Here is a 12,379-nt window from a genome sequence, read left to right as displayed (position 1 = left end):
CGTGAAGGTTGCAGTTCAGAAGCTTGACGGCGCCAGCGCCGGCGACATCGAGCTGAGCGATGCCGTGTTCGGCCTGGAGCCGCGCGCCGACATCCTGCACCGGGTTGTCACCTGGCAGCTGGAGAACCGCCGTGGCACCGCCCGCGCGACCCGCGAGCGGGCCGACGTGGCCCGCACGGGCAAGAAGTTCGGCCGCCAGAAGGGTGGCGGTACCGCCCGTCACGGTGACCGTGCGGCCCCCGTGTTCATCGGTGGCGGTAAGGCCCATGGCGCCCGCCGTCGCGATTTCGAGCAGTCGCTCAACAAGAAGCTGCGCGCGCTGGGCCTGAAGATGGCTCTGTCCGCCAAGGCGCGTGAGGGCCTGGTGGTCGTGGACAGCCTGGAGCTGGCCGAAGCCAAGACCAAGGCGCTGGCCGCCACCTTCGGCAGCAATGGCTGGAACGGCCGCGTGCTGGTGATCGATGGTGAGAGCGTCGAGAACGGCTTCCGTCTGGCGGCCGGCAACCTGCCGGGCGTCAACGTGCTGCCGGCCGTAGGCGCCAACGTCTACGACATCCTGAAGCATGACACGCTGGTGCTGACGCGCTCCGCTGTCGAGAAGCTGGAGGCCCGGTTCAATGGCTAAGCAGGACATCGACGCACGTCACTACGACGTGATCCTGAGCCCGCACATCACGGAAAAGGCGACGCTGCTGTCCGAGCACAACGCCACCGTGTTCAAGGTTTCGGGCGACGCGACCAAGCCGCAGATCAAGGCGGCGGTGGAGGCTCTGTTCGGCCGCAAGGTCAAGAGCGTGAACACGCTGGTCACCAAGGGCAAGTCGAAGCGCTGGAAGGGCAAGGCCTACACGCGTTCCGACGTGAAGAAGGCGGTCGTGACCCTCGTTGCAGGGCAGGACCCGATCGACATCACCGAAGGCGTGAGCTGATCCGATGGCACTCAAGAACTACAACCCGACCAGCCCGGCGCGCCGTGGCCTGATCCTCGTCGACAAGTCGGCGCTGTACAAGGGCAAGCCCGTCAAGGCGCTGACCGAAGGCAAGCGCAAGACCGGCGGCCGCAACAACAAGGGTCATGTCACTTCGCGTGGCATGGCTGGTGGCCACAAGCAGAAGTACCGCTACATCGACTTCAAGCGTCGCAAGTGGGACATGCCGGCGACCGTGGAGCGGCTGGAATACGATCCCAACCGCACCGCGTTCATCGCGCTGATCACCTACACCGATGGTGAGCAGGCCTATATCCTGGCACCGAGCCGTCTGGCTCCGGGCGACACGGTGGTGGCTGGCGAGCGCGTCGATACCAAGCCGGGCAATGCGATGCTGCTGGGCCAGATGCCGGTCGGCACCATCTGCCACAATGTGGAGATGAAGCCGGGCAAGGGCGGGCAGATCGCCCGTTCCGCTGGTACGTATGTCCAGCTGGTCGGTCGTGACCGTAACATGGTGATCGTGCGCCTGAACAGCGGCGAGCAGCGTTACCTGCGCGCCGATTGCATGGGCACGGTGGGCTCCGTTTCCAACCCCGACAACAGCAACCAGAACTTCGCCAAGGCCGGCCGCAAGCGCTGGATGGGTGTGAAGCCGCTGACGCGCGGTGTCGCCAAGAACCCGGTCGACCACCCGCATGGTGGTGGTGAAGGCCGCACCAGCGGTGGCCGTCATCCCGTGACGCCGTGGGGCAAGCCGACCAAGGGTGCGCGCACCCGGCACAACAAGCAGACCGACAAGATGATCATCCGCTCGCGTCACGCCAAGAAGAAGAAGGGGTAAGCGACCATGGCTCGTTCCGTCTGGAAAGGTCCGTTCGTGGAACTGTCCCTGCTCAAGAAGGCAGAGGACGCACAGGATGCGGGTGGCCGTGCGCCGATCAGGACCTGGTCGCGCCGGTCGACCATTCTTCCGCAATTCGTCGGTCTGACGTTCAGCGTCTACAATGGCCACAAGTTCATCCCCGTGTCCGTCAACGAGGACATGGTCGGCCACAAGCTTGGCGAGTTCGCGCCCACGCGCAGCTTCCCCGGCCACGCCGCCGACAAGAAGGGCAAGCGCTAATGAGCAAGGCAAAAGCTCCGCGCCGCGTGGGCGACAACGAGGCTCTGGCCGTGGGCACCACCATCCGTGGGTCCGCGCAGAAGCTGAACCTCGTTGCCGGCCTGATCCGTGGCAAGAAGGCGGAAGAGGCGATGAACATCCTCGCCTTCTCCAAGAAGGCAATGGCGGTTGATGCGCGCAAGGTGCTGGCTTCGGCCATCGCCAACGCCGAGAACAACCATGACCTCGACGTGGACGCGCTGGTCGTGGCCGAGGCGAGCGTCGGCAAGTCGATCACCATGAAGCGGTTCCACACCCGCGGCCGTGGCAAGTCCACCCGGATCCTGAAGCCGTTCAGCCGGCTGCGGATCGTCGTGCGCGAAGTCGAGGAGGCGTAACATGGGTCACAAGAGCAATCCGATCGGCCTGCGCCTGCAGATCAACCGTACCTGGGACAGCCGCTGGTATGCCGAGGGCGCTGACTATGCTCAGCTGCTCAAGGAAGACATCCAGCTTCGCAAGTACATCATGTCGAGCCTGCCGCAGGCCGCGATCAGCAAGGTGGTGATCGAGCGTCCCGCCAAGCTGTGCCGCATCTCCATCTTCGCTGCACGCCCCGGCGTGATCATCGGCAAGAAGGGCGCGGACATCGAGAAGCTGCGCGCCAAGCTGGCCACCATGACCAAGAGCGACGTGAAGCTGAACATTGTCGAGATCCGCAAGCCGGAGATCGATGCCAAGCTCGTCGCGCAGGGCATCGCCGACCAGCTGGTCCGCCGCGTGGCGTTCCGGCGGGCGATGAAGCGTGCCATGCAGTCGGCCATGCGTCTGGGTGCCGAAGGCATCAAGATCATGTGCGGCGGCCGCCTGGGCGGCGCGGAAATCGCGCGGGTCGAGCAGTATCGTGAAGGCCGGGTGCCGCTGCACACGCTGCGCGCCAATGTCGACTATGCCGAGGCCGAGGCGCTGACCGCGTACGGCATCATCGGCATCAAGGTGTGGGTCTTCAAGGGCGAGATCCTGGGGCATGACCCGATGGCGCAGGACCGGCTGATGCTGGAGGCTCAGACCTCCGGCGTGCGCCCGGCGCGCTGATCGGAAGCGAGGCTGAGTAGAGACGATGCTGCAACCGAAAAGAACCAAGTTCCGCAAGATGTTCAAGGGCAAGATCCATGGTCTTGCCACTGGCGGCGCGGAACTGAACTTCGGGTCGTATGGCCTGAAGGCGATGGAGCCGGAGCGGATCACCGCCCGTCAGATCGAGGCGGCCCGCCGGGCGATCACGCGTCACATCAAGCGCCAGGGGCGGCTGTGGATCCGCGTGTTCCCTGACGTGCCTGTGTCCAAGAAGCCTGCCGAGGTCCGCCAGGGCAAGGGCAAGGGTTCGATCGAGTACTGGGCTGCCAAGGTGAAGCCTGGCCGGATCCTGTTCGAGCTGGACGGCGTGCCCGGTCCGCTGGCGGCCGAGGCGTTCGAGCGTGCGGCGATGAAGCTGCCGATCAAGACCAAGGTCGTGGCCCGCCTGGGCGACACCTCGCACCTGGGAGGCGAATGATGGCCAAGGTGGAAGACCTGCGCACCAAGACCGATGACCAGCTGGCCGACCAGCTGGTGGAGCTGAAGCGCGAGCAGTTCAACCTGCGCTTCCAGGCGGCGACCAGCCAGCTGGAGCGTCCGGCCCGTATCCGCGAGGTGCGCCGCCAGATCGCGCAGATCAAGACCCTGCAGGGCGAGCGCAGTCGCGCCGCCGCGCAGGCGTAAGGAGACAACCATGCCCAAGCGTATCCTGATCGGGACGGTCGTCTCCGACAAGATGGACAAGACGGTGACGGTCAAGGTGGAGCGTAAGGTCAAGCACCCGCTCTACGGCAAGATCATCCGGCAGTCGAAGAAGTACCACGCGCATGACGAGGCGAACGAGTATCGCCCCGGCGACCGCGTGCGGATCGAGGAGACGCGCCCGCTCTCCCGCACCAAGACCTGGAGCGTGCTTGACCGCGTTCAGGCCGGCAAGGGCGAGGCGTTCGAGGCCGATCTCGAAAGCTGAATCGCGGGGCTGACAGGCGGGCCGTGTTCCTGTAAGGGGCCGCGCTTCGCCGCCAAGCCGCGGGGATTTTTGGAACTGCCGGACTGGTTCCGGCAAGCCGTGTGAGAAGGAAACGGATCAATGATCCAGATGCAGTCAACGCTGGACGTCGCTGACAACAGCGGCGCGAAGCGCGTCCAGTGCATCAAGGTGCTGGGCGGATCTAAGCGCCGCACTGCGGGCGTGGGTGACGTTATCGTCGTGTCCGTGAAGGAAGCGCAGCCGCGTGCCCGCGTAAAGAAGGGTGACGTTCACCGTGCGGTGATCGTGCGTACCCGCAAGGACGTGCGTCGTCCCGATGGCACCGTCATTCGCTTCGACAGCAATGCCGCCGTGCTGGTGAACAAGAGCGAGGAGCCGATCGGTACCCGCATCTTCGGCCCCGTGGTGCGCGAACTGCGCAGCCGTGGCTTCATGAAGATCATCAGCCTCGCGCCGGAGGTGCTGTAATGGCCGCCGCTAAGATCAAGAAGGGCGACACCGTCGTCGTGCTGAGTGGCAAGGACAAGGGCCGCACCGGTAAGGTGACCCAGGTTCTGCCCAAGGACGGCAAGGTCGTGGTGGACGGGGTGAATGTCGCCGCGCGTCACCGCAAGCCGACCCAGACGAACCCGCAGGGCGGCATCGACCGTGCGCCTGCCCCCATGGCGGTGGCCAAGGTCGCCGTCGCCGATCCCAAGGATGGCAAGCCCACCCGCGTCCGCTTCGAGGAGCGTGACGGCAAGAAGGTGCGCGTAGCCGTCAAGTCCGGTGAGACGATCGATGGCTGACACCTACACCCCGCGCCTGAAGCAGGCCTATGCCGACACCATCGCCCAGGCGATGATGGAGAAGTTCGGCTACGCCAACCGGATGGAAATTCCCCGGTTGGAAAAGATCACGCTCAACATGGGCGTGGGCGAGGCGAGCCAGGACAAGAAGAAGGTCCAGACCGCTGCCGAGGAAATGGAGCTGATCGCCGGCCAGAAGCCCGTGATCACCAAGGCCAAGAAGTCGATCGCCCAGTTCAAGCTGCGCGAAGGCATGCCGATCGGTTGCAAGGTGACCCTGCGCCGCGAGCGGATGTACGAGTTCCTGGATCGTCTGGTGACCGTGGCCATGCCGCGCATCCGCGACTTCCGTGGACTTAACCCCCGGTCGTTCGATGGCCGTGGCAATTACGCCATGGGCCTGAAGGAGCAGATCATCTTCCCGGAGATCAGCTACGATCGCATCGAGAAGGTGCGTGGCATGGACATCATCGTGACCACCACCGCCAAGACCGACGAGGAAGCGCGCGAACTGCTGCGCCTGTTCGGTTTCCCGTTCCCGGCCGAGGCCGAAGAGAAGCAGGCGGCCTGAGGCCGCCGCAGGAGAGCTTAAGTCCATGGCGAAACTGAGTTCCATCAACAAGAACGAGCGTCGCAAGAAGCTCGTGAAGAAGTACGCAGCCCGCTACGAAAAGCTGAAGGCGACTGCGAACGACGACAGCCTCGACGAAGGCGAGCGGCTGATCGCGCGGCTGAAGCTGGCGGAAGTTCCACGTAACGGCAACCCGACCCGAGTGCGCAACCGTTGCGCCACCACCGGCCGCCCGCGCGGCTATTACCGCAAGTTCGGCCTCAACCGGATCGAACTGCGGGATCTTGCCAACAAGGGCATGATCCCCGGTGTGACCAAGTCGAGCTGGTGAGGACACGTTAAGATGGCGATGACCGATCCCCTGGGTGACATGCTCACCCGTATCCGCAACGGCCAGCAGGCGAAGAAGGACTCCGTCCTGTCGCCTGCGTCCAAGCTGCGCGCCAACGTGCTGGAAGTGCTCCAACGCGAGGGCTACATCCGTGGCTGGTCGGAAGACCAGACCGGCAAGCATCCGGCGTTGCGGATCGAACTGAAGTATTTTGAAGGGCAGCCTGCGATCAAGCATGTGGCCCGCGTGTCCAAGCCCGGTCGCCGCGTGTATTCCGGCAGCCGCGAGCTGCCGGTCGTTCGCAACGGCCTGGGCATCACCATCGTCTCGACGCCGCGCGGCGTGCTTTCCGATGCGGAAGCGCGGGCGCAGAACGTCGGCGGCGAAGTGCTGGCGGAGGTGTTCTGATGAGCCGCATCGGCAAGAAGCCGGTGGTGATCCCGAACGGCGTCACCGCCAATATCGATGGCAAGCTGCTGAGCGTTAAGGGCCCGAAGGGCACCCTGTCGCTCGGCCTGTCTGAATTGGTCAGCTACGAACTGCAGGACGGCGCCATTGCCGTCACGCCGGCGAATGACAGCAAGGCTGCGCGCAGCCACTGGGGCATGCAGCGCACGCTGGTGTCCAACCTGGTGGAAGGCGTCACCGGCGGCTTCACGAAGGTGCTGAACATCACTGGCGTCGGCTACCGTGCCAATGCGCAGGGTCGCACGCTGAAGCTGCAGCTGGGCTACAGCCACGATGTCGACATCGCCGTGCCGGAAGGTCTTGAGGTGAAGACCCCCGACCAGACCACGATCGAGATCAGCGGTATCGACAAGCAGGCCGTCGGCCAGCTCGCCGCCGAGATCCGTCGCTGGCGCAAGCCGGAGCCTTACAAGGGCAAGGGCATCCGCTATCGCGACGAGTTCATCTTCCGCAAGGAAGGGAAGAAGAAGTAATGGCCAAGCTTTCCCTGTTCGAGCGCCGCCGTCGTCGCGTGCGCACCGCTCTGAAGAAGCGGGCGGGCACGCGCCCCCGTCTGTCGGTGCATCGGTCCGGCCGCCACATCTACGCCCAGGTGATCGACGATGCGGCGGGCCGCACGGTCGCCTCGGCGTCCACGCTGGGTCTGAGCGCGTCGGGTGCCAATATCGATGCCGCCACGGAAGTGGGCCGCAAGGTTGCCGAAGCTGCCAAGGCAGCGGGCGTGACCACCGTCGTGTTCGATCGCGGCGGCTACCTGTTCCATGGCCGCGTCAAGGCGCTGGCCGATGCCGCCCGTGAAGGCGGGCTGGAGTTCTGACGATGGCTGACGAGAACACGAACACCGGCGCAGCGGCGCCGTCCGAAGCGTTCGAGAACCAGTCGGCGGCAGGCGGCGAGCCGAGCCAGCCGGCACGCGAAGGTCGCGATGGTGGCCGCGGGTCGCGCGGTGGCGGCGGTGGCCGTGGCCGTGGTGGCGACCGCGACGGTGGCCGTGGCGGACGTGATGGCCGTGGCCGCGGCCGGCGCGACGATCGCCGGGACGACGATGGTGGTGAGGAGCTGATCGAGAAGCTCGTCCACATCAATCGCGTGTCCAAGACGGTCAAGGGCGGCAAGCGCTTCGGGTTCGCCGCACTAGTCGTCGTGGGCGATGGCAAGGGCCGTGTCGGCTTCGGCCATGGCAAGGCGCGCGAAGTGCCGGAAGCGATCACCAAGGCGACTGCTGCCGCCAAGAAGAAGATGATCCGTGTGCCGTTGAAGGACGGCCGCACGCTGCACCATGACGGCAAGGGTCACTTCGGCGCCGGCAAGGTCAATGTGCGTTCGGCTCCGGCGGGTACGGGCATCATCGCCGGCGGCCCGATGCGCGCGGTGTTCGAGAGCCTGGGCGTGGCGGACGTGGTCACCAAGTCGATCGGCACTTCCAACCCGTACAACATGATCCGCGCCACTTTCGACGCGCTGGGCGAGCAGACCTCTCCCAAGTCGGTGGCGCAGCGTCGTGGCAAGCGTGTCGCGGACCTGCTGGGTCGTGGCGGTGCCAGCGAGGCGGAGGCCGAGGCCGCTGCCGAAGCGATTGTGGAGTAATTCAACATGGCAACCATCAAGCTGAAGCAGATCGGTTCGCCGATCCGCCGCCCCGAAGCCCAGAAGAAGATTCTGGTCGGGCTGGGCCTGGGCAAGATGCACCGCGTTGTGGAGGTGCAGGACACCCCCGAGGTGCGCGGCGCGATTGCCCGTCTGCCGCACATGGTGGCGGTGATCGACTGACCGATCCTGCCACATCGGCATGAGAATGAACCCCGGTGCAGCCACGCTGCGTCGGGGTTTTTCTTTGGCGCTGCGCCGTCAGCCCGGAAGACTGTCCAGCAGTGTGGCTATCCGGTCGCGATAGCGGGCGAAGGTGTAGTTGCGGCTTTCCGCCTGCGCGGCACGGCGCCAGCTGTTAAGCCGTTCCCGATCCTCGATCGCGGCCAGCATCGCTTCGGCTACAGCCTCGACCGTCTGCTCGGGCAACAGCAGGCCACAATCGGGCGTGACCCCTTGCCCTGCTTGCGGCGATTGGATGAGGGCTAGCCCGCTTGCCATGGCCTCCAGCAGCGACACGGCGGAGCCTTCGAAATAGCTCGGGAAGATGAACACGTGGTGCCGCGCCATGATGCCGGGTACTTCGCGCCGCGGTACGGGCGGAATATGGGTGATCCGGTCCGCATAGCGCGCGACGGTTGCGGGCGGGCTGACGATCTCGCCCAGAAGGGTCAAGGTGAACTTGTCGCGTGGCAGGTGATCCAGCGCTTGCAGCAGCAGATGGAGCCCCTTCCGTGGGCCCAGATGCCCGACCAGGAGGAAACGAACCGGCTCGTCATCCGTGACCGGAGCAGGTGCAGGCTGCCCACCGAACAGCGTCTCATCAAAGCAATAGGGCAGGACACGCAGCTTGGCGGCGAGGCCGGATACCGGGGACTCGGCCACGACAGTGTCGGCGCAGGTCTGGCTGCCAGCCACGATCACGTCGGCCAGCTCGTATTCCTCATCCTGCTGCCGCAGGCGCCAGTCGGGTATCGGGTCGCTCTTGGTCGCGAACCAGTCCGGCCAGTGCGCATGCAATTCGGCCATGGTGCGGTTGAGCGCGCGATTGTCGCCGATCGTGCGGTCGAGAATGCAGGTGCGGCCATGTGCGCGGCCATGCTCGAACGCCTCGCGCGCGCTGTTGTCATAGCCCCATAGCGCAAACGGCTCCGGCCGGCCGATCTCGCGCGCAAGGGCACGGCCAAAGGCGCGATTGCCGCGCTTGTCGAACCAGCGGGCGAGCTTCACCCACCCAGCACGTTGCGCCATGCGTTCCAGCCATTCGTCGGCCCCGAAGGTTTTGGCGAGGGCGGTGTCCAGCCCGGGTGCCTCAAAGCGGCGGAACTCGCGGGCCAGCTTGGGGCCTAGCGGAGCAGGCAGGCGGTCCAGTTTGTACGGCCAACGGTCGGCCTGGTAGAGGATCGAGGTGGCATACCATTGCAGCCGGCCGAGCTGCTGTGCCGCCCGCGCCGTCTGCCAACTGTGTTGGGTACCTGGATGGAACACCGCGACCCTGGATTGTGCCACCATAACCCCGCCTGCATCAGACGCGATCCACGCCCGGCTGCGTTCTGCCGCATTGCACAATCGCAGGCAACCGCAAGCGCGGCGGCGTCAGGACTGCCCGGCTGCGCGCGCCAGACGCCGGGCACGGGGTGAGTTAGGGTCGGGAGCGCTGCTGGTCGGCTCACCCGCACTTGGCAATGTATTTCGTTCCGCAAGCCTCCGGCGTCGCGTACGCGCATCGACCGCAATGCCTGCCAAAGCGCCGGCTCCTTGTGGATATGTACCGGCCTGCCTCCCGAGGTAAATCGCTACACCTAGCAAGGCGAGCACCGGCACGAAGTAGAATTGCAGACCTTTCAGGATGCTCATCAACTCGCCGTCGCGGAACACCACAACGGAGGTGGACACGAACACGACATACGACACCACAGCCAGGTTGCCGGCCCTGCTCCGCGCGAAAAGGCGGTAGGCACCGCAATAAAGGAACGCGAAGAACGCACTCCAGATCACCACCCCGGCAAACCCCATCGCGACCCAGCCGGTGCCGGGCATTGAATTTGTCGCGCCTAGCGGCTGCGCATAGCGGTAGAGGTCATACATCCTGATGGGGGGGCCGACCGGCTTGCCCGGCCACAATGCACGCGGGATCGGCTCGGTCAGGATTTGCAAGTTATGGACAAAGTATTCGTGGGTTCCAGTGCGTTCGGGCACGGCCCAGACCAGGTACTCGAAAAACTCCATGTTGGCCAGATCCATGGTCTCGAGCGGCTTCTCCTCCACATGCGCGCGCAACTGGACTTGGCGGGTGTTTTCAAGGCCGATCAGGGTGCGGATACCAGCCCCGCGATCAGCACCGATTTGACCGAACAGGAAAAATCCGGCCAGCGCAGCGAGGACGATGGTCATGCCGGGCCACTTCTGCCGGCGATCGAACAGGTAGAAGAGGGCAATCATGACGGCGGCAGCCACCACCTGCCCTCGGCCACCTGTTCCCAATTTAAGCAGTGCATAGATGCCGAAAATGGCGAATGTCCATGCGCGGAAGCGCCCCAGATAGACGATAATGGCAACTAGGGAAGCAAGCATGAGCGGCAGGCTGAGAAAGTAGCCACTCACCCCGACCAATCGCCCCGCGCCAGTCCGGGAATCGATCTCCCGAATTTGGCTGAGGTCGCCCGATGACATGAATTGCAGACCTGTGATGACGGCCCAAAGACCAAGGGCGGCGATCACTGCCGCCCAAGGCCAGAAGCCGCGCAGAAGGTCCGCTCTATGTTCGCGCTCTTCCACTGACTGGCGGAACGGCGGCGCATCGCCGCCGATATGCAAGCCTACGAAGGTGAAAACCACCAGCGCCAAATTCGTACAGATCAAGACAGTTGTCTTGTGCCACAGGTCGGGCTGAAAACCGATCACATCATACATGACATGGAAGTTGTAAGCCCAGGCAAACAGCGGGCGTACCACGAAGATCAACCCATGAAACATTAGGTAAAAGGTCACAGGGTGGAACATGGAAGCTGCCCGGTGGCGCACGTAATATACGGCTATGCCAAGGAACAGTACCACGGAGATGGCCAGCATAAACTCGTACATCGCGGCGACCCCGTTCTGGCAGCAAGAATGGCTGGAGCTCGCAGCCTATAGCAATAAGGTGATGGTCCTTCACCCGCTTTCTGCGGGAGAGACTTCAGGCTACGGACCTGTCGCTGGCCGGCCATAAACAGGGGACATAGCCTTGTCGGCTATCCAATCACCTGCGGGTGATGGTCGCTCCAGCGCGACGCTGCGTGGCGGACAGGTACGGTTACGTAATGCCAGCAGCGGACGTTCGACTAGTTCGCCCACAAAGACGCCGACGCCGATCGAGACCGTCACAAAAATCGCAAAGCCGGCGAGCCATAGCGCCGAGCGGGCGACGAATCCTTGGCCTTCAAACAGCGGCAGCAGAGCTTTGCTGCCGTATTCCCAGAAGAATGGGTGCAGGAGGTAGATCGGGTAGGAGTGTCGCCCAACGAACGCCATCAGCAGCAGCGGCGTCTTGAGCGCGGATGACGGCTGCCATCCTTCTAAGCGCGAACAGAAGATGATCGCAGCACAGAACAGCAGCTGGATGGAGGTGTACCCTAAGGTGGCGACGAAGATAGAGGTATTCGGGTCGAAGGCAAATGTCATGATGCCGATGGCCGCTGCTGCCACCAGCAAGACTCTGGCGTTGCTTAGACGCCGCCAGCAATGCGGCCAAAATCGATAGAGCGTGGCAAGCAGCACGCCGCAGAATAGTGCGTCGATGCGAAAGTGCGTAAGGAAACGCATCTCGCGCGCGGTACTGCCCGTGACCAGCACATAGCCAATCCGCACAAGCATAACCGTGATGATGGCGGCAATGCACAACAGCAGCAGGCGCCAACGAAATTGTTCCACCCCTGGCATTTGCAGCAACAGGATCAATACTATAGGCAGAAGCAGGTAGAAGTGCTCCTCCACCGCAAGGCTCCAGAAGTGCCCCATGCCAGGCGCTGTGCCTAAATAATTCTGCAGATGCAGCAGGGTGGGTGCAATCGCGTGTAGCATCGCCGTCATGCTGTCCCCGGCGAGCAGTAGACCTGTGACTACGTATAGCAGGCACGCAAGGTAATAAAGTGGCCAAATCTTCGCCGCACGACGTATGTAAAACCGCCAACTGTCGAGTTCGCCATATCGCATGATCTCGCCCAGCAGCAGATTGCCGATAAGGAAGCCGCTGATAGCGAAGAAGAAATCAACGCCTGACCAACCGATGCGCATGGCAGCGCCAGCGATCGGCATGAACAGCCCCGCCTGTCGCCAATCTACCATGAAGTGAGTCCCGAGGACCATCAGTATGGAAATGCAGCGCAGCCAGTCCAACCAAGCGTGGCGCGGCTCTCCATACGACAGCCGAGGCGGTGCAACGCTCATCGCTTCTTCCTGCAAAGGGGTTTAAGCCAAGCCAGGTGAGCAAAAGTTTGGCAAGAATTCGATTAATTGCCTTTGCCGCACTGCACAAGACGTTAAACCGTTAT

Annotated in this window: 21 protein-coding genes; 18 read left to right on the top strand and 3 right to left on the bottom strand. The window is 63.8% G+C overall.

The window, feature by feature from the left end:
- Window position 1 precedes the first annotated feature (1 nt).
- The 18 genes from rplD (at window position 2) to rpmD (ending at window position 8,030) form a co-directional block, all read left to right on the top strand.
- Entirely contained in the window at window positions 2-625 is a 624-nt protein-coding gene (gene rplD / locus V5740_RS07650) for a 50S ribosomal protein L4 (RefSeq protein ID WP_347301909.1), read from the top strand.
- Entirely contained in the window at window positions 618-929 is a 312-nt protein-coding gene (locus tag V5740_RS07645; protein WP_347301908.1) for a 50S ribosomal protein L23, read from the top strand. Before rplD ends, V5740_RS07645 begins: the two co-directional genes overlap by 8 nt.
- A 4-nt stretch (window positions 930-933) precedes the next feature.
- The gene (gene rplB, locus V5740_RS07640) at window positions 934-1,773 is read left to right on the top strand and encodes a 50S ribosomal protein L2 (protein WP_347301907.1); all 840 of its coding nucleotides are present in this window, start codon (window positions 934-936) and stop codon (window positions 1,771-1,773) included.
- Between the two features lie 6 nt (window positions 1,774-1,779).
- Window positions 1,780-2,055, top strand: a complete 276-nt coding sequence (rpsS, locus tag V5740_RS07635) for a 30S ribosomal protein S19 (protein ID WP_039095559.1) — start codon at window positions 1,780-1,782, stop codon at window positions 2,053-2,055.
- Window positions 2,055-2,432, top strand: a complete 378-nt coding sequence (gene rplV, locus V5740_RS07630) for a 50S ribosomal protein L22 (RefSeq protein ID WP_347301906.1) — start codon at window positions 2,055-2,057, stop codon at window positions 2,430-2,432. The genes rpsS and rplV overlap by 1 nt, the downstream gene beginning before the upstream one ends.
- 1 nt (window position 2,433) lies before the next feature.
- Window positions 2,434-3,129 (top strand): 30S ribosomal protein S3, encoded by a 696-nt coding sequence (gene rpsC / locus V5740_RS07625; protein WP_347301905.1) that lies wholly within the window; start codon window positions 2,434-2,436, stop codon window positions 3,127-3,129.
- Between the two features lie 25 nt (window positions 3,130-3,154).
- Window positions 3,155-3,589 carry a 50S ribosomal protein L16 gene (rplP, locus tag V5740_RS07620; RefSeq protein WP_347301904.1) on the top strand — a complete coding sequence of 145 codons (435 nt, stop codon included), beginning with the start codon at window positions 3,155-3,157 and terminating at the stop codon, window positions 3,587-3,589.
- Window positions 3,589-3,795, top strand: coding sequence for a 50S ribosomal protein L29 (rpmC, locus tag V5740_RS07615; protein ID WP_347304469.1), 207 nt, complete (start codon window positions 3,589-3,591; stop codon window positions 3,793-3,795). Before rplP ends, rpmC begins: the two co-directional genes overlap by 1 nt.
- Before the next feature lie 10 nt (window positions 3,796-3,805).
- Complete coding sequence (gene rpsQ / locus V5740_RS07610; RefSeq protein WP_347301903.1) at window positions 3,806-4,081, top strand: 30S ribosomal protein S17; 276 nt, start codon at window positions 3,806-3,808, stop codon at window positions 4,079-4,081.
- Between the two features lie 120 nt (window positions 4,082-4,201).
- A complete protein-coding gene (gene rplN, locus V5740_RS07605) occupies window positions 4,202-4,570 on the top strand; it encodes a 50S ribosomal protein L14 (protein WP_347301902.1) in 369 nt (122 codons plus the stop codon).
- A complete protein-coding gene (rplX, locus tag V5740_RS07600) occupies window positions 4,570-4,890 on the top strand; it encodes a 50S ribosomal protein L24 (protein WP_347301901.1) in 321 nt (106 codons plus the stop codon). The genes rplN and rplX overlap by 1 nt, the downstream gene beginning before the upstream one ends.
- Window positions 4,883-5,461, top strand: a complete 579-nt coding sequence (rplE, locus tag V5740_RS07595) for a 50S ribosomal protein L5 (RefSeq protein ID WP_347301900.1) — start codon at window positions 4,883-4,885, stop codon at window positions 5,459-5,461. The genes rplX and rplE overlap by 8 nt, the downstream gene beginning before the upstream one ends.
- Window positions 5,462-5,486: 25 nt before the next feature.
- The gene (rpsN, locus tag V5740_RS07590) at window positions 5,487-5,792 is read left to right on the top strand and encodes a 30S ribosomal protein S14 (protein ID WP_347301899.1); all 306 of its coding nucleotides are present in this window, start codon (window positions 5,487-5,489) and stop codon (window positions 5,790-5,792) included.
- Window positions 5,793-5,804: 12 nt separating this feature from the next.
- Window positions 5,805-6,200 (top strand): 30S ribosomal protein S8, encoded by a 396-nt coding sequence (gene rpsH, locus V5740_RS07585; RefSeq protein WP_347301898.1) that lies wholly within the window; start codon window positions 5,805-5,807, stop codon window positions 6,198-6,200.
- Window positions 6,200-6,733, top strand: a complete 534-nt coding sequence (rplF, locus tag V5740_RS07580) for a 50S ribosomal protein L6 (protein WP_347301897.1) — start codon at window positions 6,200-6,202, stop codon at window positions 6,731-6,733. The genes rpsH and rplF overlap by 1 nt, the downstream gene beginning before the upstream one ends.
- A complete protein-coding gene (gene rplR, locus V5740_RS07575; RefSeq protein WP_347301896.1) occupies window positions 6,733-7,077 on the top strand; it encodes a 50S ribosomal protein L18 in 345 nt (114 codons plus the stop codon). The genes rplF and rplR overlap by 1 nt, the downstream gene beginning before the upstream one ends.
- A gap of 2 nt (window positions 7,078-7,079) precedes the next feature.
- A complete protein-coding gene (rpsE, locus tag V5740_RS07570; RefSeq protein WP_347301895.1) occupies window positions 7,080-7,847 on the top strand; it encodes a 30S ribosomal protein S5 in 768 nt (255 codons plus the stop codon).
- A 6-nt stretch (window positions 7,848-7,853) separates the two neighbouring features.
- A complete protein-coding gene (gene rpmD, locus V5740_RS07565; RefSeq protein ID WP_347301894.1) occupies window positions 7,854-8,030 on the top strand; it encodes a 50S ribosomal protein L30 in 177 nt (58 codons plus the stop codon).
- A 78-nt stretch (window positions 8,031-8,108) separates the two neighbouring features.
- On the opposite strand, the gene V5740_RS07560 is transcribed toward rpmD, so the two are convergent.
- From V5740_RS07560 to V5740_RS07550, 3 genes are all read right to left on the bottom strand, one after another.
- Window positions 8,109-9,359, bottom strand: coding sequence for a glycosyltransferase family 4 protein (locus tag V5740_RS07560; RefSeq protein WP_347301893.1), 1,251 nt, complete (start codon window positions 9,357-9,359; stop codon window positions 8,109-8,111).
- Between the two features lie 84 nt (window positions 9,360-9,443).
- Complete coding sequence (locus tag V5740_RS07555) at window positions 9,444-10,931, bottom strand: O-antigen polymerase (protein WP_347301892.1); 1,488 nt, start codon at window positions 10,929-10,931, stop codon at window positions 9,444-9,446.
- 99 nt (window positions 10,932-11,030) lie between these two features.
- A complete protein-coding gene (locus V5740_RS07550) occupies window positions 11,031-12,275 on the bottom strand; it encodes an acyltransferase (RefSeq protein ID WP_347301891.1) in 1,245 nt (414 codons plus the stop codon).
- Window positions 12,276-12,379 lie beyond the last annotated feature (104 nt).

Origin of the sequence: Croceibacterium sp. TMG7-5b_MA50, assembly GCF_039830145.1 — a bacterium.
Taxonomy (GTDB): domain Bacteria; phylum Pseudomonadota; class Alphaproteobacteria; order Sphingomonadales; family Sphingomonadaceae; genus Croceibacterium.
The sequence above is the reverse complement of the archived record's forward strand: the minus strand, read 5'-3'. Positions and strand labels throughout refer to the sequence as shown.